This window comes from Caulobacter sp. BP25 (assembly GCF_002737755.1).
In the GTDB taxonomy this organism is placed as follows: Bacteria; Pseudomonadota; Alphaproteobacteria; order Caulobacterales; family Caulobacteraceae; genus Caulobacter.
Window position 1 is genome coordinate 534,568 of record NZ_PEGH01000017.1, and the last position, 26,105, is coordinate 560,672.

22 protein-coding genes and 1 pseudogene are annotated in these 26,105 nt (G+C 66.5%); 13 read left to right on the forward strand and 10 right to left on the reverse strand.

Features of this window, described 5'->3' with window-relative positions; all coding sequences use genetic code 11:
• Positions 1–13: 13 nt before the first annotated feature.
• The 3 genes from CSW59_RS12760 to xth all read left to right on the forward strand — a co-directional run bounded on the left by CSW59_RS12760 (position 14) and on the right by xth (position 4,565).
• On the forward strand, positions 14–2,479 hold the full coding sequence (locus tag CSW59_RS12760) for a DNA translocase FtsK (protein WP_201722792.1): 2,466 nt from the start codon (positions 14–16) through the stop codon (positions 2,477–2,479).
• A gap of 267 nt (positions 2,480–2,746) precedes the next feature.
• A complete protein-coding gene (locus CSW59_RS12765; protein WP_099444375.1) occupies positions 2,747–3,403 on the forward strand; it encodes an outer-membrane lipoprotein carrier protein LolA in 657 nt (218 codons plus the stop codon).
• Between the two features lie 355 nt (positions 3,404–3,758).
• Positions 3,759–4,565 (forward strand): exodeoxyribonuclease III, encoded by an 807-nt coding sequence (gene xth, locus CSW59_RS12770; protein ID WP_099444376.1) that lies wholly within the window; start codon positions 3,759–3,761, stop codon positions 4,563–4,565.
• Here xth and CSW59_RS12775 read toward each other — a convergent pair.
• The 7 genes from CSW59_RS12775 to CSW59_RS12805 all read right to left on the reverse strand — a co-directional run bounded on the left by CSW59_RS12775 (position 4,562) and on the right by CSW59_RS12805 (position 11,870).
• On the reverse strand, positions 4,562–6,373 hold the full coding sequence (locus CSW59_RS12775; RefSeq protein WP_099444377.1) for a methyl-accepting chemotaxis protein: 1,812 nt from the start codon (positions 6,371–6,373) through the stop codon (positions 4,562–4,564). The genes xth and CSW59_RS12775 overlap by 4 nt on opposite strands.
• Before the next feature lie 40 nt (positions 6,374–6,413).
• Entirely contained in the window at positions 6,414–7,811 is a 1,398-nt protein-coding gene (locus tag CSW59_RS12780) for an OprO/OprP family phosphate-selective porin (RefSeq protein WP_099444378.1), read from the reverse strand.
• Positions 7,812–8,120: 309 nt separating this feature from the next.
• Entirely contained in the window at positions 8,121–8,834 is a 714-nt protein-coding gene (gene dnaQ / locus CSW59_RS12785; protein WP_099444379.1) for a DNA polymerase III subunit epsilon, read from the reverse strand.
• 31 nt (positions 8,835–8,865) lie between these two features.
• Positions 8,866–9,465, reverse strand: a complete 600-nt coding sequence (gene coaE / locus CSW59_RS12790) for a dephospho-CoA kinase (RefSeq protein ID WP_099444380.1) — start codon at positions 9,463–9,465, stop codon at positions 8,866–8,868.
• Positions 9,466–9,469: 4 nt separating this feature from the next.
• Positions 9,470–10,327, reverse strand: coding sequence for a shikimate dehydrogenase (aroE, locus tag CSW59_RS12795; RefSeq protein WP_099444381.1), 858 nt, complete (start codon positions 10,325–10,327; stop codon positions 9,470–9,472).
• The gene (locus tag CSW59_RS12800) at positions 10,324–10,932 is read right to left on the reverse strand and encodes a Maf family protein (protein WP_255408981.1); all 609 of its coding nucleotides are present in this window, start codon (positions 10,930–10,932) and stop codon (positions 10,324–10,326) included. Before CSW59_RS12800 ends, aroE begins: the two co-directional genes overlap by 4 nt.
• A 26-nt stretch (positions 10,933–10,958) precedes the next feature.
• Positions 10,959–11,870: a pyruvate, water dikinase regulatory protein gene (locus tag CSW59_RS12805; RefSeq protein WP_099444382.1), complete on the reverse strand. Its 912-nt coding sequence runs from the start codon at positions 11,868–11,870 to the stop codon at positions 10,959–10,961.
• A gap of 447 nt (positions 11,871–12,317) precedes the next feature.
• Here CSW59_RS12805 and hemE point away from each other — a divergent pair, with 447 nt between their 5' ends.
• The 4 genes from hemE (at position 12,318) to rho (ending at position 16,575) form a co-directional block, all read left to right on the forward strand.
• Positions 12,318–13,373, forward strand: coding sequence for a uroporphyrinogen decarboxylase (hemE, locus tag CSW59_RS12810; RefSeq protein WP_099444383.1), 1,056 nt, complete (start codon positions 12,318–12,320; stop codon positions 13,371–13,373).
• Positions 13,370–14,413: a ferrochelatase gene (hemH, locus tag CSW59_RS12815; RefSeq protein WP_099444384.1), complete on the forward strand. Its 1,044-nt coding sequence runs from the start codon at positions 13,370–13,372 to the stop codon at positions 14,411–14,413. Before hemE ends, hemH begins: the two co-directional genes overlap by 4 nt.
• A complete protein-coding gene (locus CSW59_RS12820; protein ID WP_099444385.1) occupies positions 14,374–14,877 on the forward strand; it encodes a CopD family protein in 504 nt (167 codons plus the stop codon). The genes hemH and CSW59_RS12820 overlap by 40 nt, the downstream gene beginning before the upstream one ends.
• A gap of 255 nt (positions 14,878–15,132) precedes the next feature.
• Positions 15,133–16,575, forward strand: coding sequence for a transcription termination factor Rho (rho, locus tag CSW59_RS12825; protein ID WP_099444386.1), 1,443 nt, complete (start codon positions 15,133–15,135; stop codon positions 16,573–16,575).
• 195 nt (positions 16,576–16,770) lie between these two features.
• On the opposite strand, the gene CSW59_RS12835 is transcribed toward rho, so the two are convergent.
• Together CSW59_RS12835 and CSW59_RS12840 are read right to left on the reverse strand one after the other, a co-directional pair.
• Positions 16,771–17,736: a quinone oxidoreductase gene (locus CSW59_RS12835; protein ID WP_099444387.1), complete on the reverse strand. Its 966-nt coding sequence runs from the start codon at positions 17,734–17,736 to the stop codon at positions 16,771–16,773.
• A complete protein-coding gene (locus CSW59_RS12840) occupies positions 17,736–18,431 on the reverse strand; it encodes a dienelactone hydrolase family protein (protein WP_099444388.1) in 696 nt (231 codons plus the stop codon). Before CSW59_RS12840 ends, CSW59_RS12835 begins: the two co-directional genes overlap by 1 nt.
• Positions 18,432–18,555: 124 nt before the next feature.
• On the opposite strand from CSW59_RS12840, the gene CSW59_RS12845 reads away from it, so the two are divergent.
• The 6 genes and pseudogenes from CSW59_RS12845 to CSW59_RS12870 all read left to right on the forward strand — a co-directional run bounded on the left by CSW59_RS12845 (position 18,556) and on the right by CSW59_RS12870 (position 24,601).
• Positions 18,556–18,801 (forward strand): DUF6489 family protein, encoded by a 246-nt coding sequence (locus CSW59_RS12845; protein ID WP_099444389.1) that lies wholly within the window; start codon positions 18,556–18,558, stop codon positions 18,799–18,801.
• Positions 18,776–20,144 (forward strand): annotated as a pseudogene (mnmE, locus tag CSW59_RS12850) (tRNA uridine-5-carboxymethylaminomethyl(34) synthesis GTPase MnmE). Before CSW59_RS12845 ends, mnmE begins: the two are co-directional and overlap by 26 nt.
• Before the next feature lie 169 nt (positions 20,145–20,313).
• Entirely contained in the window at positions 20,314–22,185 is a 1,872-nt protein-coding gene (gene mnmG / locus CSW59_RS12855) for a tRNA uridine-5-carboxymethylaminomethyl(34) synthesis enzyme MnmG (RefSeq protein ID WP_099444391.1), read from the forward strand.
• A gap of 88 nt (positions 22,186–22,273) precedes the next feature.
• Positions 22,274–22,840 (forward strand): 16S rRNA (guanine(527)-N(7))-methyltransferase RsmG, encoded by a 567-nt coding sequence (gene rsmG / locus CSW59_RS12860; protein ID WP_369825778.1) that lies wholly within the window; start codon positions 22,274–22,276, stop codon positions 22,838–22,840.
• Complete coding sequence (locus CSW59_RS12865) at positions 22,830–23,633, forward strand: ParA family protein (protein WP_099444393.1); 804 nt, start codon at positions 22,830–22,832, stop codon at positions 23,631–23,633. The genes rsmG and CSW59_RS12865 overlap by 11 nt, the downstream gene beginning before the upstream one ends.
• A 53-nt stretch (positions 23,634–23,686) precedes the next feature.
• Positions 23,687–24,601 (forward strand): ParB/RepB/Spo0J family partition protein, encoded by a 915-nt coding sequence (locus CSW59_RS12870; protein ID WP_099444394.1) that lies wholly within the window; start codon positions 23,687–23,689, stop codon positions 24,599–24,601.
• Between the two features lie 443 nt (positions 24,602–25,044).
• On the opposite strand, the gene holA is transcribed toward CSW59_RS12870, so the two are convergent.
• A complete protein-coding gene (holA, locus tag CSW59_RS12875; RefSeq protein ID WP_099444395.1) occupies positions 25,045–26,097 on the reverse strand; it encodes a DNA polymerase III subunit delta in 1,053 nt (350 codons plus the stop codon).
• Positions 26,098–26,105 lie beyond the last annotated feature (8 nt).

Below are 26,105 nucleotides of genomic sequence, written 5' to 3' on the forward strand. Positions count from 1 at the left end.
CGCGAGATACGTTTTGAGTTCGGAGACTTTCATGGCGCGAGCGGCGCGGCGATCCCCGACGGAGCTCCTTTGGGATGCGGTCCGTTACGGCTGGGTCCAGCCCTGGACCGCCCGGTTCCGGGGCGGAGTGGTGACGGTCATCGGCGCCGTCCTGCTGCTGGCCATCGCCACCTACAACGCCACCGATCCCAGCCTGAACGCCGCCAGCGGCGAGCCGGCGCGCAACGCGCTGGGCGGCGTCGGCGCGACCATCTCGGACATGCTCATGCAGTCCCTGGGCCTCGCGGCCTGGGGCGTGGCCTTGCTGATGCTGGTGTTTGGCGTCACCCGCGTGGCCCAGGCCGATCCGGACGCCGACCGTCAGTCGATGCGTGTGCGTGCGATCGTAGGGGCCCTGGGTCTTCTGGCGCTCGCCGCCGTGCTGGCCGCGCCGCCGCCGCCGGCGATCTGGCAACTTGAGAAGGGCCTGGGCGGCTTCTGGGGCGAGGCCCTGCTGCACGGCGTGGCCGGGACCTTGCGCTTCGCCCATATCCCCGGCGCGACCGTGATCGCCGCCGTGCTGTTCGCGATCGCCGCCGTCTTCGCCCTGGGTTTCGCGATCGGCGTGCGCGACATCGACCCCGAGGTGTTCCAGGCCGCCCTTCGCCCCCGTCCGCGCCAGGAGCCGGCGCCCGCCCAGGCCGCCCCGGCCAAGGCCCCGCGCGCCAGGAAGGAGAAGGCCGAGCCGCCCAAGCGCGAGCGCCCCGGCCGCCTGCCGCCGCTAGACGACGAGGACGACGCCACCGCCATCGCCGCGGCGCCGGTCGCCCCAGAACGCGCCTACACGCCGCCCCCCGCCGTCCAGGACGACGAGGACGACTTCGAAGACTCGCTGGACGCTCGCCCCATGGCGATCGCCAAGCCCAAGAACACGCTCAAGGAATCCGGCCGCGAGCAGCGCGAGCAGCAGAAGGCCTTCGATTTCGACAGCGAGGGCGGATTCCAGCTGCCGGAACTGGCCATGCTGGCCAAGTCCAAGCCGCGCTCGTCCGAGGTCGACGCCGCAGCCCTGCGCCAGAACGCCCGCCTACTGGAAAGCGTGCTGGCCGAGTTTGGCGTGAAGGGCCAGATCGACCAGATCCGCCCGGGTCCGGTCGTGACCATGTACGAGCTGGTGCCCGCGCCGGGCGTGAAGACCGCCCGCGTCGTGGCCCTGGCCGATGACATCGCCCGCTCGATGAGCGTGATCTCGTGCCGCGTGGCCGTGGCCCAGGGCCGCAACGCCATCGGCATCGAGATGCCCAATTCCCGGCGCGAGACCGTCTATCTGCGCGATCTGCTGTCCAGCGCCGACTATGAGAAGGCCAGCCAGATCCTGCCGATGGCGCTGGGCGAGACGATCGGCGGCGAGCCCTATGTCGCCGACCTCGCCAAGATGCCCCACCTGCTGATCGCCGGCACCACCGGCTCGGGCAAGTCGGTCGGCGTCAACGCCATGATCCTGTCGATCCTGTACAAGCTGCCGCCCGAGAAGTGCCGCTTCATCATGGTCGATCCCAAGATGCTGGAACTGTCGGTCTATGACGGCATCCCGCACCTGCTGGCCCCCGTCGTGACCGACCCGAAGAAGGCCGTGGTGGCGCTGAAGTGGACGGTCCGCGAGATGGAGGACCGCTATCGCCGCATGTCCAAGATCGGCGTGCGCAACATCGCCGGCTACAACGAAAAGGCCAATGAAGCCCTGGCCAAGGGCGAGCACTTCGAGCGCACGGTCCAGACCGGCTTCGACGACGCCGGCCGCCCGATCTACGAGACCGAGCAGATCCGCCCCGAGGCAATGCCCTATCTGGTCGTGGTCATCGACGAGGTCGCCGACCTGATGATGGTGGCCGGCAAGGACATCGAAGGCGCCGTGCAGCGCCTGGCCCAGATGGCCCGCGCCGCCGGCATCCACCTGATCATGGCCACCCAGCGCCCGTCGGTCGACGTCATCACCGGCACGATCAAGGCCAACTTCCCGACCCGGATCAGCTTCCAGGTCACTTCGAAGATCGACGCCCGCACCATTCTGGGCGAGCAAGGCGCCGAGCAGCTGCTGGGCCAGGGCGACATGCTCTACATGGCCGGCGGCGGCCGCATCACCCGCCTCCACGGCCCGTTCGTCAGCGACGGCGAGGTCGAGGCCGTGGCCAAGTTCCTGCGCGACCAGGGCACGCCCCAGTACCTGGAGGAAGTCACCGCCGGCGGCGACGAGGAACAGGAAGAGGCCGTCGAGGCGGCGTTCGGCGGCGAGGGCGGCGCCAACGACCTCTACGACCACGCCGTGGCCGTGGTCACCCGCGACCGCAAGGCCTCGACCAGCTACATCCAGCGCCGCCTGCAGATCGGCTACAACCGCGCCGCCTCGCTGATGGAGCGGATGGAGAAGGAAGGCGTCGTCGGCGCGGCCAACCATGCCGGCAAGCGTGAGATTCTGGCGCCGCCGCCGCCGGCGCTGTAACGCTTTTCTCCGATCTCCCCGGCGGATGCCGGGGCCCAGCTGCCAAGACGCCCGCGATCCCGAAAGGTCGCGGGCGTTCTTGCATGAACCTCAAAGCCTTACGATCTAGGCCCCGGCATCCGCCGGGGAAGTCGCAAGAGGAATGGCAACCTTCGCCTTCGCCAGGACGTTCCCCCGCACCCAACCTGAACGGCGCTTCATCGGCGCGCCGGAAAATGGCCTCGCGGCGGCCTTCGCGCGGGCCAAGGTTGGGGCTAAGGAGTTCGCATGACCACTCGCCGTTTCCTCCTCGCGGCCGGCCTGGCCGCCGCCCTTTCTTCAGCTTTGGGGGCGTCGCCCGCGCTAGCGCAGAACACCGCACCGGCTCCGGCCGTCCTGAACGCCGAGCAGAAGGCGCTGGTCGACAAGGCCACGGCCTATGTCCAGGGCCTATCCTCGGCCCAAGGCCGTTTCGTCCAGACCGACGCGAGGGGGACCCGCACGCAGGGGACCTTCTACCTGCAGCGCCCAGGCAAGGCGCGGTTCGCCTATGACGCGCCCGCCGGCCTGCTGGTCGTGTCGAACGGCAATAATGTCAACATCTGGGACAGCCGGCTGAAGACCTACGAGAGCTATCCGCTCAGCAAGACGCCGCTGAACCTCTTGCTAGCGCGGGAGGTCCGACTGGACCGCGGCGTCGTGATCACTGACGTCCGGCGTCTGGCCGATGGTTTCACGATCGTGGCCCAGGACGCCAAGCGCCAGGCGCTGGGCAAGATCGCCCTGGATTTCTCGGACGGCCCGGTCGCGCTGATGGGCTGGACGGTCACCGACATCAAGGGCGGCCAGATCCGTGTCCGCCTGGCCGACTTTGGTCCGGCGTCCGGACTCGACCCCAAGCTGTTCGTCCTGACTGATCCTCGCCCGAAGGTAGGCCGTCCGTAGTCCGTTTTGTGACATTCTCACAACAGGCAAGAATCAACACGACAGCCGCTTGACTAAAAGTTTTGACGTGGCATATTTAACACGCATGGCGAAGAGCGACCGACCCGCTCCTCGCGAACCGTGCCGGATTCTATCCCCTCCCGGCGGCGGCATGAGAGACCTGACTTTCGCCCCCCGGACACTCGGTGTCCGGGGGCGTTTTTCTTTTGGACGCCGACCCACAGTCGGCTTGGGGACACTCGGTGTCCGGGGGCGTTTTTCTTTTGGACGCCGACCCACGGTCGGCTTGGGGGACACTCGGTGTCCGGGGGCGTTTTTCTTTTCAGCCGGTGGTAATCCGCGATAGAGCGAGGTCATGCGCCTTCGTATCGCCACCTGGAACGTCAATTCCGTCCGCCTGCGCGCCGAACAGGCCGCTCGTTTTGTCGACGAGCAGGCGCCCGATGTCCTGTGTATGCAGGAGATCAAGTGCCAGGAGGGCGAGTTCCCGCGCGAGGCCTTCGAGGCCATGGGCCTGCCGCACCTGAAGATCGCGGGTCAGAAGGGCTGGCATGGCGTGGCGATCGCCTCGCGCCTGCCGATCGAGGACGTTCCGACTCTGATGAACTGTCGCGAGGGCCACGCGCGCTGCGTCGCGGTCAAGGTGGCCGGGGTCGAGATCCAGAACTTCTATATCCCGGCCGGCGGCGACCTGCCTGACCGGGTGGCCAATCCGAAGTTCGACCACAAGCTCGACTTCTATGAGACGCTCACGGCGGCTCTAAAAAAGCGCGATCCCAAGGATCCGCTGATCGTCACCGGCGACCTGAATATCGCGCCGGGCGAAAACGACGTCTGGAGCCATCGCCAGATGCTGAAGATCGTCAGCCACACCCCGGCCGAACTCGAGGCCTTCGACGCGATGATCAAGTCGATGAACCTCCTGGACCTGCCGCGCCTGGCCACGCCCGAGCCGGAGAAGCTGTTCAGCTGGTGGAGCTATCGCGCCGCCGACTTCCGCAAGTCCAACCGCGGCCTGCGCCTGGACCACATCCTGGCCAGCCCCGGACTACGCGGCGCCGCCATCGTGGACGGCAGGACCTCATCCCGCGTGCACGACGACGTTCGCGAATGGGAGCGGCCTAGCGACCACGCCCCCGTCACGGCGGACCTGAAACTTTAAGCCGCCAGCGCCCGAGCCGCGCTTTCGCTGACCTTGAACTGGCTCATCAGGCGAGCCAGGTCGTCGGCCTCGGTGGCCAGGCTGTGGCTGGCGGCGGTGGCTTCCTCGACCATGGCGGCGTTTTGCTGCGTCACCTGGTCCATCTGGTTCACAGCGACATTGACCTCGCCCAGGCCGGTGGCCTGTTCGCGAGCCGAAGCCGCGATCTCGGTGACGACGCCGCTGACGTCGATGACCTTGGCGACGATGCTTTCCAGCGCCTTGCCCGTCTGACCGACCAGCTCGACGCCCGTCATCACCTGATTGGTCGATAGGGTGATCAGTTGCTTGATCTCCTTGGCGGCGTCGGCCGAGCGCTGGGCCAAGGCCCGGACTTCCTGGGCGACGACGGCGAAACCGCGACCCGCTTCGCCCGCTCGCGCGGCTTCGACGCCGGCGTTCAGGGCCAGCAGGTTGGTCTGGAAAGCGATCTCGTCGATCACGCCGATAATCTGGCTGATCTGGCTGGACGAGCTTTCGATCTCGCTCATCGCCGCGACCGCGCGCTCGGCGATCTCGCCGCCGCCTTCGGCGTCGCTCTTGGCGCTGCTGACGGCCGACCGGGCATGGCCGGCGCCTTCGGCGGTCTTGTTGACCGTGGCGGTGATCTCTTCCAGCGCCGCGGCGGTCTCTTCCAGGCTGGCGGCCTGCTGCTCGGTGCGACGAGACAGGTCGTCGGAGGCTGCGGAGATTTCCCGCGCGCCGCCGCTGATGGTCATGACGGCGTGACGCACGCCCGACATCACGGTTTCCAGCTTGGCGATCGAAGCGTTGAAGTCTTCCTTCAGCTGCTCGGTCTTGGCGGACAGCTGTTCGGTGATGCGGTGAGTCAGGTCGCCGGTCGACAGGGCGTGCAGGCCTTTGCCCAGCGCCTCGATGGCCGCCCGATCCTCGGCTGCTTCCCGGGCCCGCTGAGCTTCGGCACTAGCGCGTTCGGCCTCGCCGGCCTCGCGCATCGCGCCGGTTTCCTGCTCGAGGCGAACCGCCCGAAGGCTGTTTTCCTTGAAGGCCTCAAAGGCGCGCGACAGCGAGCCCACCTCGTCGGCGCGATCGCGATCAGGCGTCTCGACGTCGAAATCGCCGTCAGCCAGGCGTAGCATCGACTGGGTCATGCGACCCACCGGCGCGGCGACCAGGGTCGTCAGCTGCCAGCCCATGCCCACGGCGATCACGACCAGGCCGATGCCGCCGCCGATCAGCATGGCGACTGACGAGAAGATCGCCTTGTGCTGGGCGTCTTCGCGTACGGCCATACGGGCTTGTTCCGTCGAGCGGATGACCCCGATCCGCTTGATTATATGGGTCACTCGAGCCTTTTCGCCGGCCTCCGTGAGAGTCTGACGGCCTTCTTCTTTGCGGGCGGGGTCCAGGCCCGCCATCGTGAGGGGGCGACCATAGGTGTCCAGCCAGGTCTTGGTGTCGGCTTTGACCTTTGCCAGGTCGGCTCTCTCTTGATCGGTCAGATTAAAGGATTCGAGCTTGGCGATTGCATCATTGAAGCCTTTTAGGCCCTCGTCGTAGGAGGCCATGTACTTGACGCTGCCCGTGAGCAGGATCCCGCGCATCTGCGAGTTGACGCGCAGAATACTCTTCTCGGCGGTCTGCGTTTGATCAATGATCGACTTGCTCTCGTCGTTCAGCCCAATGGCCGCCTGCATGCTCGTGAGCTGCAGGAAGACGCTGATGATCATCGCCACGGCCGCAGCCAGCAGAAGGCCGAACGACAGCATGATCTTGTTACGGATCGAGATGTTCTTCAGGAAAGACATCCGAGACTCCACGCCGCTCTGAGCTTTAATAGATTTTTACTTAGAATTCGATTTGCATGCGGGCTTGGAAGACCGTCACGTTGGCGTCGTTTTCGACCGTACCGATGCGGCGGTTATTGACCTTGGCCTTGGTGACGTTCGCCATGAAGCGGACGTTGCTGTAGGGGTACCAGTTCACGCCGGCGGTCACGCCCTTGTAGGTGCCCGCAGTCGCCAGGCCCGGCTGACTGGCCAGGGCCGTGACAGCGTTCGGGCTCATCTTGGTCAGGTCGGCATAGTCATAGCGGCCCGCCACTTCGAAGGCGCCCTTGCCGCCCTTGTCGATCGGCTGGAGGACCTTGACCTTCCCGAACTGACCCGAGGCGTTGTACGGGCGGGTTTCGCCGGTCGGGAACCAGCTGGCCAGCGCATAGCCGGTGACGATGTTGAAATCCTTGCCGCCGTTGGCGGCGCTCTGGGTCGTGGTCACGCGATTGACCTTGATCCGGGCCAGCTCGCCCTGCACCGAGACCGTCTTGTGTTTCCAGGCCGCTTCAGCGGCGACGGTGGTGTCGCTTTTGCCGACGGCGCCCGTCGACAGCAGCACGCCCCCAGCGGAGGTTTGCGGGCGATAGGCCGTGTTGGCCGCTGCCGCGTAGGTAAAGCCGGTTTCGCCCCCCGTGTCGCGCTGGCGAAGCGAAACGCCCAGGTGAACCGCGTCGTCAGCCGTCATGATCGGCGCATAGGTGCCGCGCACCATGAAGCCGGAGCGCTCTTTGGCGTTATTGGCGCTGTAGGCGCCTGACGAGACGTCGGCCTTGTTGATCGAATCGCCTTGCAGCGCGCCGCGCAGCGACCAGTTCTTTCCGATCTTGGTGGCCTGGGCGGAGAGCACGAAGCCGTTGTCGGTCAGGTCGCCGAACGGACCGCGCTCCATGAAGGTGATGTTCTTGATCGAGGTGAGGTTCTCGAGACCGCCGACCTTCTGGTTGCCGACAGCGAGCAGCAGGCCGCTCTTGGTCCTGTACTCGATGACCGCGTCGTCCCAGCCCCAGGCGCCGCCATTGGCCGCGCCGCCTTCGATCCGATAGGCGAAGCCGGCGAACTGGCCTTCCGCGCCAAGGAACAACTGACGGGCGCGATACTGGCGCGACTTGTAGGTGGGGCCGCTGTCGCGATCGACATTGACGTTGACGCCGTCGATCAGCAGACGGCCACGCAGCTTGAACGTGGCGCCGCTGGCTTCGGTGAAGCGGGGGGAGCCTTCCCACCGGATCTGGGTGGCCGGCGCCGCCGGCTTGGCGACCGGCGCGGCGACTGGAGCGGCGACCGGCGCGGAGGACTTGGTCTCAAGCGACTGCAGTCGCTCCTGCATAACCTTGATTTGCGCCTTCAGCTCTTCGAGCGCGGCGGCGTCTGTCTTGGGCGCCTCTTGGGCGGCTGCGACGCTAGCCAGCATGGTCGCAGCCAACAAAGTTACAGGAAAGAGTTTGCGCACGAGAGATCGCCCTGTTTTCTGAGAAAACGAGATTTGTTGGGCGAAGTTGATCGGCTCGGCGGGTGAATTCGTGATTAATACCTCGAAAGGCGCGACAATATGACCTATCTTATAACGATGTTATTTTTCGAATCCTGACATGTCGCCTGACTGACGCGAATTCTCATGGATGATATTGAAGTTGGTGGGGATGCGGGCCCGTCAACTTTTTGGGCCTCCGACTTTCCGGCAAAGGCCAAACGGAGCGGCGTTTTCGAACGCCGTTCGGGCTCAGCCCTCGACCGCCACGACCCCGAACTTGATCCAAAGGGCCTGGTCCTTGAGATTCTTGCGGACCCAGGCGGCATGAACCTCGCGTTCGACGTCGGTCGAGCGGGGCGCGAGCGGCCGTGGGCGAACCCCGTAAGAGCCTTGAGCGGCGGCCGACACGGCGAGGCTCTCGACCGCGTGGGTGAGCTCCAGCGCGCGTTCCTTACCGCCCTGCAGCTCCAAATAGACCTCGGCCAACAGGTGGGCGTCGATCAGGGCGCCGTGCTTGTCGCGACTTTCCAGGCTGATCTTGAAGCGTTTGCACAGCGCGTCGAGCGAGTTGTACATGCCCGGAAAGCGCTTCTTGGCCATCGCCAGGGTGTCGATCCAGCGATCCTCGTGGATCGGGGCGCGGCCGCACTTGGCCAACTCGAAATTGACGAACTGACGGTCGAAGGCGGCGTTGTGGGCCACGACCACGCTGTCGCCGACGAACTCGACGAAGCGGTCGGCGATCTCGTGGAACTTGGGCTTGCCGGTCAGGAAGGCGCTGGACAGGCCGTGAACCTTCTCGGCCTCGGCCGGCATGTCCCGCAGCGGGTCGCAATATTCATGGAACGAGCGGCCGGTCGGCATGAAGTCGACCACCTCGATGCAGCCGATTTCAACCAGGCGATCGCCCGTCTTCGGATCGAAGCCGGTCGTTTCAGTGTCGAGGATGATCTCGCGGGCCATGGGCCTTCTTTGAGCCGGTTCGATCCACGCTTCAAGCGAAGCGGGAAGTTCTCAACAGAGTCAGAAGGTCGCGCACTTGCTCCCGAGCGTGCTCGACGCCTTGGCCTGTGTCGATGATGAAATCGGCGCGCGCACGCTTATCCGCATCGGGCAGCTGGCGCGCCAGGATCGCCTCGAACTTCTCGGGCGTCATTTCGGGCCGGGCCAGGACCCGAGCGCGCTGAACTTCGGGCGGAGCCGAGACGACAACGACCTTGTCGACGCTCTTCTGGCCGCCGGTCTCGAACAGCAGAGGCACGTCCAGGACCACGATCTCGTGGCCCTCGGCCTGGGCCTTCTGGAAGAAGCCGATGCGGTGGGCGCCGACCAGCGGGTGGACGATCGCCTCCAGCTTGGCCAGAGCCTCGGGATCCCCGACCACCTTGGCGCTGAGCCTCGCGCGGTCGATCGCGCCGTCGACCACCACGCCGGGGAAGGCCGCCTCGACCGGAGGGACGGCCGCGCCACCGGCGGCGTATAGCGCGTGGACTGCCGCGTCGGAGTCGTAGACGGGAACACCCTCGGCCTCGAACATCGACGCGGTCGTGGACTTTCCCATGCCGATCGAACCGGTCAGGCCCAGCACCAGCATGGCTTTAAGCCTCGCCCAGAAGCGCCAGGGCCAGGCCGCGCACATCGACGGTGGGAGAGGGCGCCACGCCATAGATCGCCTCGAAGGTCGGTATGGCCTGACGCAACAGCATCTCCAAGCCGTCCACCGTGCGCCGGCCCGCCGCCTCGGCGCGGCGCAGGAACTCGGTGCGCAGCGGCTTGTAGACCATGTCCATCACCACGGCGGTCTTCGGCGTCAGGGATAGGTCCGCTGACGGGCCGTCTCCGCCGCCCAGGCCCAGCGAGGTGGCGTTGATGACGAGGCCCGCATCGGCCAGTAGACCGGGGAGGGCGGTCTCCTCGGCCGCGACCACCTTGGCCCCAAAGGCGTCGGACAGCTCCTGGGCGCGAGCCAGGGTGCGGTTGACGATGCGGATCTGTGGCGCGCCCGCCAGCAACAGGGCCGCCACCGCCCCTCGCGCCGCGCCGCCGGCGCCGAGGATGACCACCGGGCCAGCCTTGGCGTCGAAGCCTGGGGCCTGAGCCTCGACCGCGCCCAAGAGGCCCGGCCCGTCGGTGTTGTCGGCATGGATCGAGCCGTCGGCAGCGAACAGCAGAAGGTTCGCTGCTCCGGCCATCCTGGCCAGGTCGCTGGCGGTGTCGGCCAACGCCAGGGCGCGTTCCTTGAAGGGAATGGTGACGTTGACCCCGCGCACCGCCCCGCCGCGCAGGCCGTCGACGAAGGTCTCGAACCGTTCAGCCGCCGGGGCAAAGGGGACGTAGGCTGCATCCAGGCCGGCCGCTGCGATCCAGGCGTTGTGGATCACCGGGCTCATAGAGTGCTTGATCGGCTGGCCGCAGACGCCGCCGACGATGGCCGCGCCCGAAATCGTGGAAGTCATCCGACCAGGGCTCCGTGAAGACGTAGAAAGTCCAGAAGTGCGACCAAGGGCAGACCCAGTATGGCGAAGTAGTCCCCGTCGACCTGGTCGAACAGCTGCACGCCCTCGCTCTCCAACTCGTAACAGCCGACCGACCACAGCAGGGCCTCGCCGCGCCGCTCTATATACTGGTCGAGCCAAGCCTCGCTGAACGGGCGGACCGAAAGCTTGGCGGTCTCGACAATCCGCCAGATCGGCTGGCCGTCGCGGGCCACCACCACGGCCGAGTGCAGCTTGTGGACCTGGCCGCGCAGTTCCAAGAGGCGGGCGCGCGCCTCGCCCAGGGTGTCGACCTTGTCGATCAGCTTGCCGCGCAGGTCGAGCGTCTGGTCGGCGCCGATGACAAGGCCGGAGCGCTTGGTCGAGACCTTAACGGCCTTCATCTCCGCCAGGGCGTCGGCGATGTCGCGCGGCGTGACCTCTTCGGCCAGAAGAGAGGCCTTGGCCGCGTCCTCATCTACGCCCGAGCCGACCGCCTCGAAGGCGACGCCGGCGTTCTTCAGGATCATCTGGCGGGCCGAGCTCTTGGACGCCAGGGTTACGGGGGCCAGGGTTACGGGGGCCAGGGTTACGGGGGTAAGCGTCAAAGGCGTCAGGCTCCCAGGACCTCGACCTTGCCGCGGCCGCCCGACAGCAGGTTGATGATCGCCGCCGCCGTCTCTTCGACGGAGCGCCGGGTGATGTCGATCACCGGCCAGCCCTGACGTTCGAACAGGCGGCGGGCGGCGATGATCTCCTGGCGCACGGCGTCGGCGTCGACATAGTCGCTCTCGCGGTTCTCCTTCAGGGAGAGCAGGCGGTTGCGGCGGATCTGGATCAGCCGGTCCGGCGAGGTGATCAAGCCAACGATCAGGGTATTCTTCAGCTCGAACAGGTCCTGCGGCGGCGGACGCCCCGGCACCAGCGGCACATTGGCGGCGCGCACGCCGCGATGGGCGAGATAGATGCAGGTCGGGGTCTTGGAGGTGCGCGACACCCCAACCAGGATCACGTCGGCTTGGGTCAGGTCCTGGCCGCCCTGGCCGTCATCGTGGGCTATGGCGTAGTCCAGCGCCTCGATCCGGTCGAAATAGTCATTGGTCAGGGCGTGTTGAGCGCCGACCCGCGTCGAGATCCGCGCGCCGAGATAGCGCGACATGGCGCTAACCACCGGGTCGAGGGCGGCGATGCAGGGCATTTCCAGCTTGCGGCACCCTTCCTCAAGCGCCGCGCGCAGGCCGGGGTCGACGATGGTGTGCATGACCACGCCCGGCGCGCCGGCGATCTCCTCCAGCGCTCGATCCAGCTGACGCGTTGAGCGCACCAACGCATAGATGTGCTCGATCGGCAGGATGTCGGTGAACCGTGCGCAGACCGCGCGCGCCATGGCGTTCAGCGTCTCACCCGTCGAGTCCGACACCAGATGGATGTGGAAGTAGGTCGCGAAACGCGGGGGCAGGCGTTCGCCCTCGCCGCCAGCGCCGTGACTCTCCTGTGGATCATCCGTTAACGGTTGTTTAACCACTAGCCCTGCCTCTGGGGACGCCTGGGCGCCGAATGGCCCGAGAGGCGTCGTGACATGGCGCCGCTGTGATCAACGGTCGCATTGCTCGCGTACCATCCCCAGGCTCGACCCGCATCCCCCGAAGTCTGAATCCTCGTTCTCCCTGTCGGGGGAAAGAGTCTCGTGAGGGGTCTTTCACGCGCCGCCGTTAATTAAGTTTTCATTAAGACCTTCAAGGCCCTGCAAGGGTGTCCACAAGATTAACAGAGGGTTAACCACATGTGCGGGCCCTTGTGGGCAAGGCCGGATCGCGTGTGGGAGTCACGCGCTCGGCGAGGGTTTTCCCCACTTTGCAGTTGCCCTCCTGCTCCCTCTTCCAAAACCTAATTTCTTATTAAGATATGTTAGAAAGGGCTTAAGGGGACTCCGGGCTTGAGCCAAAGCCCAGGCCGGGCTTTAACCCGAGCCATGACGTCGCCCTCCCAGACTCCCCATCAGACTCCGAAATTTCTCTCCGCGCTTTCCGGCGAGACGCACGCCCATCCGCCGATCTGGTTCATGCGCCAGGCGGGGCGGTATCTGCCGGAGTATCGCGCGGTTCGGGCCACGGCCCCAGACTTCATCAGCTTCTGCTTCGATCCGGAGAAGGCCGCCGAGGTCACCCTGCAGCCGATGCGGCGCTTCCCGTTCGACGCGGCCATCGTCTTCGCCGACATCCTGCTGATCCCGGGGGCTCTGGGCCAAAAGGTCTGGTTCGAGGCCGGCGAGGGTCCAAAGCTCGGCGACATGCCGTCCGTCGAGTCCATGGCCGAAAAGGCCGGCGAGGCGGGCAAGGCCCTATCGCTCGTCGGCGAGACGCTGACGCGGGTTCGCTCGGCGCTCGATCCGGAAAAAGCCCTGATCGGCTTTGCCGGCGCGCCCTGGACCGTGGCGACCTACATGATCGAGAAGAGCTCCAGCGACCGTAGCGGCGCGCGGACCTTCGCCTACCAGAACCCCGAGACGACTGACGCCCTGATCCAGGTGCTGGTCGACTCGACGATCGACTACCTGGCCATGCAGGTCGACGCCGGCGCGCAAGCCGTGAAGCTGTTTGAGAGCTGGGCCGAGGGTCTGTCCGAGCCGCTATTCGATCGCCTGGTCACCCAGCCGCACAAGAAGATCGTCGAAGGCCTTCGGGCCCGCGGCGTCACCGTGCCGATCATCGGTTTCCCGCGCGGGGCCGGCGCCCTGGTCGAGGGCTACGCTGCCCATGTTCCGGTGCAGGGCGTGGCGCTCGACACCCAGGCCAGCGCCACGCTGGGCCAAGCCATCCAGAAGACCAAGACCATCCAGGGCGCACTCGATCCGCTGCTTCTGCGGGCCGGCGGCGACGCCCTGCTCAAGCGCGTGGACGAACTGCTCGAACAGTGGAACCAGGGTCCCTATATCTTCAACCTGGGCCACGGGATCCTGCCCGATACGCCGATCGCGCACGTCGAGGCGGTGCTTGAGCGGGTGACCGGACAGAAGGTGGTCAAGTGACCAAGAAACTCGCCGTCGTCCTGTTCAATCTGGGTGGACCCGATGGTCCGCGCGCCGTGCGGCCGTTCCTGTTCAACCTGTTCCGCGATCCGGCGATTATCGGCGCGCCAGCGCTGATCCGCTATCCGCTGGCGGCCCTGATCTCGACGACGCGCGAGAAGATGGCCAAGGCCAACTACGCGATCATGGGTGGCGGCTCGCCCCTGCTGCCGGAAACCAAGAAGCAGGCCGACGCGCTGGAGACCGCCCTGACGGCGGCTCTGCCGGGCGTCGAGGCCAAGTGCTTCATCGCCATGCGCTACTGGCATCCGCTGACCGGCGAGACCGCGCGCCAAGTCGCCGCCTTCGCGCCGGATGAGGTCGTTCTGCTGCCGCTCTATCCGCAGTTCTCGACCACGACGACGGGCTCGTCGCTGAAGGCCTGGCGCAAGACCTATAAGGGCTCGGGCGCCGAAACGACGGTCTGCTGCTATCCGACGGACGGGGGCCTTGTCGACGCCCACGCCCGGATGATCCGCGAGACCTGGGAGAAGGCCGGTTCGCCGACCAATATCCGTCTGCTGTTCTCGGCCCACGGCCTGCCGGAGAAGATCATCCTGGCCGGTGATCCCTACCAAAAGCAGATCGAGGCCACGGCCGCCGGCGTCGCCGCCAAGCTGCCGGCCGAGATTGACTGGACGGTCTGCTACCAGAGCCGGGTCGGACCCCTGAAGTGGATCGGCCCGTCGACCGACGAGGAGATTCGCCGCGCGGGGACCGAGGGCAAGGGCGTGATGATCACGCCGATCGCCTTTGTCTCCGAGCACGTCGAGACCCTGGTCGAGCTCGACCACGAATACGCCGAGCTGGCGAAGGACGTCGGCGTCGCGCCCTATGTCCGGGTTCCTGCCTTGGGCGGCGCGCCCGAGTTCATCGGCGGTCTGGCCAGCGCCGTCCGCGACGCGCTGGGCAAACGGGCCGGCTCGGTCGCCCCGGCCTGCGGCTGGCGCTGCGGCGCTGAATGGTCCAAGTGCCCCCGTCGAGAGGGAGTCGCCGCGTGACGGATTTCCTGGTGGCGCACTTCAATCTGGTGCGGGGCTTACACATCCTGTCGGTCATCGCCTTCATGGCCGGGATGCTCTACTTGCCGCGCCTGTTTGTTTATCACACCCAGGCCGAGCCGGGCTCGCAGATGGACGAGACGTTCAAGGTGATGGAGCGGCGCCTGCTGCGCGGCATCATCAATCCCGCCTCGATCGCCACGGCGCTGTTTGGCCTGGGCCTGATCCTGGCCGACGCCCAGATCCGGGGCTGGAGCTTCCTCCTCGAACCCTGGATGGCCACCAAGCTGGTCGCCCTGGTCGGCCTTTACGGCTTCCACGGCTTCCTGTCGGCCTCGCGCAAAAAGTTCGAAGCCGGCCAGAACACCCGCCCGGAGAAGTTCTGGCGGATGGTCAACGAGATCCCGTTCGTGCTGGCGATCGTGATCGTCCTCGCGGTGACGACCAAGTTCCTGAACCACTAGAGCCCGCGGCGCTTGACCCGCCGCCCGCCGCGTGATTTGCATCGACGATCGGTTCGCTGTCAGTGAACCGTCTTCTTCTTTCGGACCGGCGCCCGTCCTGGCGCGCCCCGCGAGCGATCCGCTCCAAGGTCCGTCCCCCGAACGATCCGCGTCATCGTCAAGCGACGCGCATGTCCCGGTCTGACCGGGCGTGACCCCTGAAGTTCTACTGGCCGGACTCCGTCTTGGGGACCGCGCCCACCCTTGAGTCTTGTCATGACCGAAGAAACCGAAAACGAAATCCCCTCCTCGGAAGATGGGCGCGCTGAAGAAGCGACCATTGAAGACACCGTGGCGGATGTCGCCGACGTCGCCACCGAAGCCTCGGTCGAGGCCGATGGCGAGGGCGACGATGACGGCTCCGGCATCGCCGAGGCCGTCGCCGCCCTGGGCCTGAAGTCCATGTCCCTGCAGGAGCTGAAGGAGAAGTCCCCGGCCGACCTGCTGGCGTTCGCCGAGACCTTCGAGGTCGAGAACGCCAACTCCATGCGCAAGCAGGACATGATGTTCGCGATCCTGAAGACCCTCGCCGAGGAAGGCGTGGAGATCTCGGGCTCGGGCACCATGGAAGTGCTGCAGGACGGCTTTGGCTTCCTGCGCTCGCCGGAAGCCAACTATCTTCCGGGTCCGGACGACATCTATGTCTCGCCGTCGCAGATCCGGAAGTACGGCCTGCGCACCGGCGACAGCGTCGAGGGCGCGATCCGCTCGCCGCGCGAAGGTGAGCGCTACTTCGCTCTGACCAGCGTCACCAAGATCAATTTCGAGAGCCCCGAGAACGTGCGCCACAAGGTGCACTTCGACAACCTGACGCCGCTCTATCCCGAAGAGCGCCTGAACATGGAGCTGCCCGATCCGACCGTGAAGGATCGCTCGGGCCGCGTCATCGACATCGTCGCCCCGCTGGGCAAGGGCCAGCGCTGCCTGATCGTCGCCCCGCCGCGCGTGGGTAAGACGGTGATGCTGCAGAACATCGCCAAGTCGATCGAGACCAACCACCCCGAGTGCTATCTGATCGTCCTCTTGATCGACGAGCGCCCGGAAGAAGTCACCGACATGCAGCGCACGGTGAAGGGCGAGGTTATCGCCTCGACCTTCGACGAGCCGGCGACCCGCCACGTTCAGGTAGCCGAGATGGTCATCGAAAAGGCCAAGCGCCTGGTCGAACACAAGCGCGATGTTGTCATCCTGCTGGACTCGGTCACGCGTCTGGGCCGCGCCTACAACACCACAGTCCCGTCGTCGGGCAAGGTGCTGACCGGCGGTGTCGACGCCAACGCCCTGCAGCGTCCGAAGCGCTTCTTCGGCGCGGCGCGCAATGTGGAAGAGGGCGGCTCGCTGTCGATCATCGCCACGGCCCTGATCGACACCGGCAGCCGGATGGACGAAGTCATCTTCGAAGAGTTCAAGGGCACCGGTAACTCGGAAATCGTCCTGGATCGCAAGGTGGCAGACAAGCGCATCTTCCCGGCGATCGACGTGCTCAAGTCGGGCACCCGCAAGGAAGAGCTCATCACGCCGCGCGACCAGCTGCAGAAGACCTATGTGCTTCGCCGCATCCTCAACCCGATGGGCGCGTCGGACGCGATCGAGTTCCTGCTGGACAAGCTGCGCCAGTCGAAGACGAACGGCGACTTCTTCCAGTCGATGAACACCTGAGTCCAGCCAGACTCAGCCGGATACGAGAAAGGCCTCGGAGCGATCCGGGGCCTTTTTTGTTGCTCGAAAGATCCTCCCCCGCGACGCGGGGGAGGTGGCCCAGAGAGCCGGAGGGGGCGAGCTGGAAATCGGCCGGGTTAGCCCCCTCAGTCACTCCGTGACAGCTCCCGCGCATCGCGGGAAGCATCTTGGTTCTTACGGCAAGAGCAACGTCGCCCCAGTCGTCCGCCGCCCCTCCAGCGCTTCATGCGCGGCCCGCGCCTCGGCGAGGGGGAAGGTCTGGCCGATGTCGATCTTCACCGCGCCCGAGCCGAGGACCGCGAACAAAGCCTCCGCGCTCTCGTCCAGTTCCTCGGTCGTGACGATGTAGTCGAACAGGCGAGGGCGGGTGACGAACAGCGACTTGGCGCCCAGCTCCAGCGGCGCGAACGGCGGGACCGGACCTGAGGCGTTTCCGAAGGTGACCATGACCCCACGGCGAGCGAGGCTCTTCAGGCTGGCCGCCCAGGTATCCTTGCCGACGCCGTCATAGACGACCGCGACGCCTTGGCCGCCGGTCAGCTCACCGACCTTGGCGGCGACATCTTCTTGGCTGTAGTCGATCACGTGGTCCGCGCCGAGGTCGCGCGCGACTGCGGCCTTGGCCTCGGAGCCGACCGTGGCGACCACCGTCGCGCCCAAGGCCTTGCACCACTGGACCAGGATCTGACCGACGCCGCCGGCGGCTGCGTGGACCAGGACGGCGTCGCCCTGTTTCACGTGGAAACATCGCCTGACCAGGAACTCGGCGGTCATGCCCTTGAGCAGGGCGGCGGCGGCGATCTCCAGGCTGACGCCCTCGGGAACCTTCACCGCGCGGTCGGCCGGAACCACGGCCGCCTCGGCATAGGCGCCCATCGTCCCGTTGTAGGCGACGCGGTCGCCGACCTTGAACCGGGTGACGCCCTCGCCGACCGCCTCGACCGTACCCGCCGCCTCAAGGCCAATGCCGCTGGGCAGCTTCAGCGGATAGAGACCCGAGCGGTGATAGGTGTCGATATAGTTCAAGCCGACGGCTGCATGGCGGATCAGGATCTGGCCGGCGTCGGGCGAGGGGATCTCGACCTCGGCCACCTCCAGGACCTCCGGACCGCCCGCACGGGAAAACTGGATGGCCAGCATCAGCTAAGCGCCTTCTGGAAGAAGGTCAGGCTTCGGCCATTGGCCTTGGCCGCGTCGGCCGCGTCATAGTGCGCGCCGCCGTCCCGGGCGAAAGCGTGATCGCGGCCGGCATAGGTGTGGAGCTCGATCTGCGGGTGATCCTTCAGCGCCTGCAGGATGACCTGCTGGGCTTCGGGCGGGACGAACTGGTCCTTCTCGGCGATGTGGATCAGCAGCGGGTGGGTCAGCTTCTCGGCTTCGCCAACATGCTTCTCCAGGCCGACGCCGTAGTACGAGGCCGAAGCGTCCACGTCGGTGCGGGTCGCCGTCAGGAACGCCAGCAGACCGCCCAGGCAATAGCCGACCGCTCCGACCTTGCCGTTGACGCCGGGGAGCTCGCGCGCGGCCGTGATCGTCGCGGCGATGTCATTGACGCCCGCGTCGACGTCGAAGGCGTTGAACAGCTCGAAGGCCTTCTTCCACTCGGCTTCCGACTGGTCGGTGATGTCGATGCCAGGCTCGATCCGCCAGAACAGGTCGGGGCAGATGGCGACATAGCCCTGGGACGCCAGGCCATCGCAGATGTCGCGCATGACCTTGTTGACGCCGAAGATTTCCTGGATGACGACGATGGCCGGCGCGGCGGCCGCCTTCGGGCGGGCGACATAGGCGCTGAACGCGCCATCCGGCGTGGTGATGGTGAGGGTCTCGTTCATCGGGATTCTCCGTCGTGCTCAGGTCCCTTGCGGGACGAATGTGACTTTCGACCAAAGCGCTCTAACCTGCGCCGACGGGCGAGGCCCATAACAATATCGTGCCCTGACCGAAGGGAACTTTCTGATGAAGATGACGATCGAGATTGACTGCTCGCCAGTCGAAGCGCGGGCCTTTCTAGGCCTGCCGGATGTCAGTGGTTTGAACGACCACCTGGTGAAGGAAATGCAGGCCCGGATGGACGCCAACATGGCCATGCTCGCGCCCGAGGAGTTGATGAAGAACTGGATGGCGTTTGGCGCTGGCGCCCAGGAGTCATTCCGCAAGCTGATGACGGCCGCCGCCGGTGCGGCGGTCGGCAAGCCGGACTGATCATGGCGGGTACGATCTTCGCCCTGGCCACAGCGGCCGGGCGGGCGGCGGTGGCCGTCGTGCGCATTTCCGGGCCGGATACGCTTCGGACCGTAGAGGCCTTGGCGGGCAGGGCGCCCGCGCCGCGTATGGCCGCGCTGCGCAAGCTGCGGTACGGCGGAGTAGAGCTGGACGAAGCCCTGGTCCTACGGTTCGAAGGTCCGGCCAGCTATACCGGCGAGGATAGCGCCGAGTTCCACGTGCATGGCGGCCGGGCCGTGGTGGAGGCTTTGCTCTCCGCGCTGAGCGAGCTTGGTCTGCGTCTGGCCGAGCCGGGCGAGTTCACGCGGAGGGCCTTCGAGAACGGCAAGCTGGACCTGGCCCAGGCCGAGGGTGTGGCTGACCTGATCGACGCCGAGACCGAGGCGCAACGACGGCAGGCGCTGGGCCAGGTGGGTGGCGCGCTGAGCCAGCGCTATGACCAGTGGCGCGACCTGCTGGTCCAATCGCTGGCCATGCTGGAGGCTGCGGTCGACTTCCCGGATGAGGATTTGCCGGAGGAAGTCGCAGAGAGGGCGCGCCCCGGGCTGCGGGTTTTGGCCGAGGAGCTGGACGCGGCCTTGGCGGACGTTTCCCGTGGTCGCCGGGTGAGGGACGGCTATCGCATCGCTCTGGTCGGGGCGCCCAATGCCGGCAAGAGCACGCTGTTGAACGGCCTCGTCGAGCGGGACGCGGCCATTGTCACTGACACGCCCGGCACGACGCGCGACGTCATCGAGGTTCCGCTGGTTCTGGGCGGCTATCGGGTGCTGATCGCGGACACCGCTGGGCTTCGCGAGACCGAGGACGCGATCGAAGCGGAGGGCGTCCGCCGTGCGCGCCGTTGGGCGGAGGAGGCGGATCTTCGCCTCTGGGTCGTCGATGGTTTTCACGTGAAACAGCTTGAAGCGCTGGAGGCGACAGTTCGGCCCGGCGACTGGCTGGTGTTGAACAAGGCCGATATCGCCGACGCCGTTGTCTTGGCGGAGGCGGAAGTCCGCTGGGCGGAGCGGGGGCTTTCGGTTTTCCGTCTATCCGCGCGATCCGAGACGGCGGTCGCTGATCTGCGTGCGTGCCTAGCTGACCACGTGAGCGACGTGCTGTCTGGCTCGGAGTTTCCGGCGGCGACCCGGCTTCGTCACGCGGAACGCTTGGGCGAGGCGCGGAGCTACTTGGCTCGGGCCCTCTCCGAGGTCGGATTGGAGGTGGAGCTCGCCGCCGAGGATGTTCGCTTGGCCGCCCGCGCGTTGGAGAAGATCACCGGTCGCGTTGACCCGGAGGATGTCCTGGGTCGCGTCTTCTCGACCTTCTGCATCGGCAAGTAATGTTTCACGTGAAACCCTCTCCATGTTGTCCACAGCGCGCTCACAGCTGTGGCGGGGGTGTTTCACGTGAAACGCTGATGACTCGGATCGACCCTCCCGACTGATTGGCGTATATGTCGAGTCCAGCGCCCCCGCTTGTCCCGGGGGCGTTCGCATTGAGGCGAGCGTCTTGTCCAAGTCCTGGGATGTCATTGTCATCGGCGGCGGTCACGCCGGCTGCGAAGCGGCCGCCGCTTCCGCGCGCACCGGCGCGCGCACCCTGCTGCTGACCCACAAGCTGGAAACCATCGGCGAGATGTCGTGCAACCCGGCCATCGGCGGCCTGGGCAAGGGGCATCTGGTTCGCGAGATCGACGCCCTGGATGGCGTGATGGGTCGTATGGCCGACAAGGCCGGCATCCAGTTCCGGATGCTGAACCGCTCCAAGGGCCCAGCCGTGCGCGGCCCGCGCTCGCAGATCGACCGCAAGCTCTATCGCGAGGCGATGCAGGCCGAGCTGTTTTCCACGGGAAACCTCGACATCATCGCCGCCGCCGCCGAGGATCTGATCGTCGAGGACGGCCCAAATGGAAAGCCCAGGGTCGCCGGCGCTGTTGACGGGGAAGGGCGCTCCTACAGCGCCCCCCGTGTGATCCTGACCACCGGCACCTTCCTGAAAGGCGTGATCCATCGCGGCGAGGAGCGCATCCCCGCAGGCCGGGTCGGCGACCAGCCGGCCATCGGGCTGTCGGATCGCCTTTACGGCCTCGGCTTCCAGATGGGTCGTCTGAAGACGGGCACCCCCGCGCGCCTGGATGGCCGCACGATCGCCTGGGACCGTCTGGACAGCCAGGCGGCCGACGACCAGCCGGTCCCGTTCTCGTATCTCACCGACAAGATCGACGTCCCGCAGATCGCCTGCGGCGTGACCTTCACGACCGAAGAGACCCACCGGATCATTGCCGAGCGGATCGGCGAGTCGCTGGTCTATAGCGGCCGCGCCACGGGGGTCGGCCCGCGCTATTGCCCGTCGATCGAGGACAAGGTCGTCCGCTTCGCCGACAAGACCAGTCACCAGATCTTCCTGGAACCCGAGGGCCTGGACGATCCGACGGTCTATCCGAACGGCATCTCCACCTCGGTCTCGGAAGAGACCCAGCTCCTGTTCCTGCGGACGATCCCCGGCCTCGAGAACGTCGAGGTGCTGCGCTACGGCTATGCGATCGAATACGACTATGTCGATCCGCGCGAGCTCTTCGCCACGCTGGAGACCAAGCGCCTGCCGGGCCTCTATCTGGCCGGCCAGATCAACGGCACCACGGGCTACGAAGAGGCCGGTGCTCAGGGCCTGATCGCAGGGCTGAATGCAGCGCTGGCCGAGCAGGGCAGGGAGCCCGCCGTGTTCGCCCGGGACGAGGCCTATATCGGCGTGATGATCGACGACCTGGTCACCCGTGGCGTCACCGAGCCCTATCGGATGTTCACCAGTCGGGCCGAGTTCCGCCTGACCCTGCGCGCCGACAACGCCGACCAGCGCCTTACCGATCGTGGCATCGCCCTGGGCGTGGTCGGCGAGGGCCGCGCCAAGGCCTGGGCCGAGAAGAAGACGCGCCTGAACGCGGCTCGCACCTTCGCGCGCTCGGTCAGTTTGACGCCCAACGAGGCGGTGAAGGCCGGCTTCAAGGTCAACAGCGACGGCGTCCGCCGTGACGTCTTCGCCATGCTGGCCTATCCGGATGTGACCCTAGACGACCTCGGCCGCATCTGGCCCGAGGTTTTCACGTGGAACACCGACGTCCGAGAGCAGATCGAGATCGAGGCCGCCTATGCCGGCTATCTGGATCGCCAGCGCGCTGACGCTGAGTCCCTGCGCAAGGACGAGGACCTGCGCCTGCCGGCCGATATGGACTATGCCGACATCGGTAGCTTGTCGAACGAGGTCCGCGAGAAGCTGGCCCGCGTTCGGCCTCTGACCCTGGGCCAGGCGGCCCGCATCGAGGGCGTGACGCCAGGAGCGCTGACCGCGCTGCTAGCCCACGTGCGGCGCACCCGTGCAGCCTGACGTCGCCCCAAGAAGCGTGGAGGTCGCGGAGCCGCCGGTCCTGGACGCGGCGGGTTATCAGGCCCTGACCGGCGCCAGCGACAGCCAGATGGCCGACCTGGTCCGTTTCCAAGAGCTGCTGGCCGAATGGAACGAGGTCATGAACCTAGTGGGGCCTCTGACGATCGCCACCTACTGGACGCGCCACGCCCTCGACAGCTCGCAGCTGTTGGACCTCGCGCCGGAAGCCTCGACCTGGGCCGATCTCGGCGCCGGCGCCGGTCTGCCCGGGGTCGTGCTGGCCATACTGTTGAAGGGTAGGGCCGGAGCCAAGGTCCATCTGGTCGAGTCGATGGCCAAGCGCTGCCGCTTCCTGGATGTGGTGGCCAAGGATCTCGACCTGCCGGTCCAGATCCACAACGCTCGGGCCGAAGACCTGAAGCTGAAGGTCGACATCGTCACCGCGCGTGCCTGCGCCCCGATGACCAAGCTGCTGGGCTTCGCCGAACCCTATCTGCGCACTGGCGCGACCGGCCTGTTCCTCAAGGGGCAGGATGTCGCGGCCGAGCTTTCCGAAGCCGCCAAGGCTTGGAAGTTCCAGTCCGAATTGCGACCTAGCCAAAGCGACCCTCGCGGTCGGATCGTTCAAGTGAAGGGGCTGACCCGTGTCCGCTAATGCTCTCCGCGTCCTGGCGATCGCCAACCAGAAAGGCGGCGTGGGCAAGACCACGACCGCTATCAACCTCGGCACCGCCCTGGCCGCTTGCGGCGAAAAGGTTCTGCTGATTGACGCCGACCCGCAGGGCAACTGCTCGACGGGACTGGGCATCGGCCGCACCCAACGCCGCACCACCCTGTATGACGTGCTGATGGGCGAGTCGCCGGTCGTCGACGCCGCCGTGAGGACGGAACTACCCGGTCTGGACGTCATACCGGCCGACGCCGATCTGTCCGGTATCGAGATCGAACTGGGTCAGACCGCTCGCCGGTCATACCGGCTGCGGGACGCCCTGGAGGCCATCCGGGTCAACGGCCCCTACACCTATGTGCTGATCGACTGCCCGCCGTCGCTGAACGTGCTGACCGTCAACGCCATGACCGCCGCCGACGCGGTGTTCGTGCCGCTGCAATGCGAGTTCTTCGCCCTGGAAGGCCTGACACAGCTGATGCGCACGATCGAGCGCGTGCGCGGCAGCCTGAACCCCCACCTGGAGATCCAGGGCGTGGTGCTGACCATGTACGATCGCCGCAACAGCCTGTCGGAGCAGGTCGCGCACGACGTCCGCGCCCACTTCGGCGACAAGGTCTATGACGCGGTGATCCCGCGTAACGTCCGCGTCTCGGAGGCGCCGTCGTTTGGCAAGCCGGTGCTGCTGTATGACCTGAAGTGCGCGGGTAGCCAGGCCTATCTGAAGCTGGCCCGCGAGGTGATCAGCCGCGAACGCGACCGTCAGGCCAAGGCCGCCTAAGACCCTTTGAACTAGACCTACAGAACTAGAACCGAAGCTTGACTGAGATAGTGATGGAGTCCGCCGTGGTGGGAGAGCCGGGTATGGCCGAGGGTCGTCGGGGACTGGGACGCGGTCTGTCCGCCTTGTTGGGCGAGGTCGAGACCGCGCCAGCCCAAGCGCCGGGCGATCCGGCTCCGGGATCGCGGGAAGCGCCGATCGAGCTGCTGAAACGCAACCCCGACCAGCCGCGCCGCACCTTCCGTGAGGAGGATCTTGAGGACCTGTCCAACTCGATCCGTGAGAATGGCGTCCTGCAACCGATCCTGGTCCGCCCAGCGCCTGGCGCGCCCGGTGAATTCCAGATCGTTGCTGGCGAGCGTCGCTGGCGCGCGGCTCAGCGGGCCGGCCTGCGCAGCGTACCGATCATGGTGCGAGAGCTGGACGACCTGGCGGTACTGGAAATCGGCATCATCGAAAACGTCCAGCGCGCCGACCTGAACATCCTCGAAGAAGCGCTTTCTTACAAAGTGCTTATGGAGAAGTTTGAACGCACCCAGGACGCCATTGCCCAGACGATCGGCAAGAGCCGCAGCCATGTGGCCAATACCCTGCGCCTTCTGGCCCTACCGGAGGAGGTCCAGTCATACTTGGTCACTGGCGAGCTTTCGGCCGGTCACGCCCGCGCCATCGCCGCCGCCGCCGACCCGGTGGCGCTGGCCAAGCAGATCATCGACGGCGGCCTGTCGGTCCGCGAGACTGAGGCCCTGGCCCGCAAGACCCCAACCACCCCTTCGGCCAAGAACAAAGGCGGCCGTCCGCCCAAGGTGAAGGACACCGACACCCAGGCGCTGGAAGCTGACCTGTCGTCGGTGCTGGGCCTGGACGTCACCATCGACCATCGCGGCGGCGCCGGGTCGCTGACCATCAGCTACGCGACGCTCGAGCAGCTCGACGATCTGTGCAATCGGCTGACGCGCGGGGTCTGATCTCCGATCCGTTCAGGCGCACCTAAATGCGTGCGGATGAGCGGATTTTCGGCCCCGAAAGGCTCTTCTAAAATCGCCTCTGTGGCGCGCCAAGCGGCGCCTTTCCGTATCCGGGGAGGCGCCGTTTTTGTGAGGCGAGGGCGGTTTGTGCGGATTTATGCCGCAAGCGTTTGTGGCGTAAGGCTTTCTTGGAAAGCGTCCACAGCGGCGCAAAGCGGGTGTTTTGGGCGGTTTTGGCGGGCTCCTGCGCTCTCCCGCGCGATCACACACAAATCGCCCTCCTGGGCCTTGCGCCCAGGACCCAGCCGTCCGATCGCAAGGCGTGGAAGGAGGGGCACCGCCATCGCGTGTGCGCGATCAATCGGGTCCGAGTTCGCTGAACGATGGGTCCTGGGCACAAGGCCCAGGAAGGCGAACTTAGTTTGTACGCGATGGAAGAAAGGCTACAGCCCCAACCGCCGCGCCCGTCCCGCGATCGCCAGCGCCAAGCGCTCGGCGATCAACTGATCGGGCGAGCCAGAGGTCTTGCAGGCGCGGTCGGCATTGAGGACATCGCCCTGGACCTCCAGGATGGCGTCCAGGTTCCAGGCGCGGGCCTGGCGAAGGAACTCGCGCTCCTGCTTCCAGAAGACGCCGGAGGCCTTGGCGGCGGCCTGCAGGTCGACGCCGTTCTTGTGCAGGGTCAGAACGCGCCGTAGGCGGCCTAGATAGTAGCTGATGGCCCGGACGGCGGCGGGACCGCCTTCGCCCTCGGCGGCGGCGCGGCGCAGGGCCGCCTGGGCCGCCCCGACCTTGCCGCCGAAGGCGTCGGCGGCGGCGTCGCTGAGCGAGGCCTCGGGCTCTACCCCCAAGAAGTCGGTCAGGTCGGCGGCGGTGGCGTTGATGCCGCTGCCGGGGCCGATGAACAGCGCCAAGCGCTCGATCTCGGCGCGAGCGACGCCGCGCTCCTTGGGCAGGCGCGAGACGAAGAGGTCCAGGGCCTCGCTGTTCAGGCTGACCTTGTCATTGGCCAGGGTGTCGCGCGTCAGGCGGGCCAGATCGCCGGCCTCGTCTTCGTAGCAGGGGATGACGGCGCAGCCGCTGGCCTTCTCGCCGACCTTACGCAGCTGGGAGTCTCGACCCAGAGCCCCGGCCTCAATCAGGAAGAATGCGTCGGGATTGAGATGGCCTTCGACGTGGCGGGTGACAGCTTCGGCGGCAGCCTTGTCGGGGCCGGCTTTTTCGCCGTTCAGGCGCAGGCGCACCAGGCGCCGGCCGCCCATCAGCGACATCGCCGAGAGCTCGTCTTCCAGCTTGGCCGGATCGGCCTCGACGTCGCTCTCGGTCAGTTGGGCGGTGTCGAAAGGGTCGTCGGGCCGCTCGACCACGCGCTTGGCCAGGGCGTTGGCGCGGTCGCGCACGACGCCCCGGTCCTTGCCGTAGATGACCACGGCCCGGATGTCCGGGGTCGGCTCCTTCAGGAAGCGTTCGACGTCCGGACGCTTGGAGAGGATCATCTCTTTGC

Bases quoted from the DNA above. Each gene is read 5' to 3' on its own strand.
- CSW59_RS12765 (WP_099444375.1), top strand. From the start codon at position 2,747: ATGACCACTCGCCGTTTCCTCCTCGCGGCCGGCCTGGCCGCCGCCCTT.
- xth (WP_099444376.1), top strand. From the start codon at position 3,759: ATGCGCCTTCGTATCGCCACCTGGAACGTCAATTCCGTCCGCCTGCGC.
- CSW59_RS12775 (WP_099444377.1), bottom strand. From the start codon at position 6,373: ATGTCTTTCCTGAAGAACATCTCGATCCGTAACAAGATCATGCTGTCG.
- CSW59_RS12780 (WP_099444378.1), bottom strand. From the start codon at position 7,811: ATGCTGGCTAGCGTCGCAGCCGCCCAAGAGGCGCCCAAGACAGACGCC.
- dnaQ (WP_099444379.1), bottom strand. From the start codon at position 8,834: ATGGCCCGCGAGATCATCCTCGACACTGAAACGACCGGCTTCGATCCG.
- coaE (WP_099444380.1), bottom strand. From the start codon at position 9,465: ATGCTGGTGCTGGGCCTGACCGGTTCGATCGGCATGGGAAAGTCCACG.
- aroE (WP_099444381.1), bottom strand. From the start codon at position 10,327: ATGACTTCCACGATTTCGGGCGCGGCCATCGTCGGCGGCGTCTGCGGC.
- hemE (WP_099444383.1), top strand. From the start codon at position 12,318: ATGACGTCGCCCTCCCAGACTCCCCATCAGACTCCGAAATTTCTCTCC.
- CSW59_RS12820 (WP_099444385.1), top strand. From the start codon at position 14,374: ATGGTCCAAGTGCCCCCGTCGAGAGGGAGTCGCCGCGTGACGGATTTC.
- rho (WP_099444386.1), top strand. From the start codon at position 15,133: ATGACCGAAGAAACCGAAAACGAAATCCCCTCCTCGGAAGATGGGCGC.
- CSW59_RS12835 (WP_099444387.1), bottom strand. From the start codon at position 17,736: ATGCTGGCCATCCAGTTTTCCCGTGCGGGCGGTCCGGAGGTCCTGGAG.
- CSW59_RS12840 (WP_099444388.1), bottom strand. From the start codon at position 18,431: ATGAACGAGACCCTCACCATCACCACGCCGGATGGCGCGTTCAGCGCC.
- CSW59_RS12845 (WP_099444389.1), top strand. From the start codon at position 18,556: ATGAAGATGACGATCGAGATTGACTGCTCGCCAGTCGAAGCGCGGGCC.
- rsmG (WP_369825778.1), top strand. From the start codon at position 22,274: ATGGCCGACCTGGTCCGTTTCCAAGAGCTGCTGGCCGAATGGAACGAG.
- CSW59_RS12870 (WP_099444394.1), top strand. From the start codon at position 23,687: ATGGAGTCCGCCGTGGTGGGAGAGCCGGGTATGGCCGAGGGTCGTCGG.
- holA (WP_099444395.1), bottom strand. From the start codon at position 26,097: ATGATCCTCTCCAAGCGTCCGGACGTCGAACGCTTCCTGAAGGAGCCG.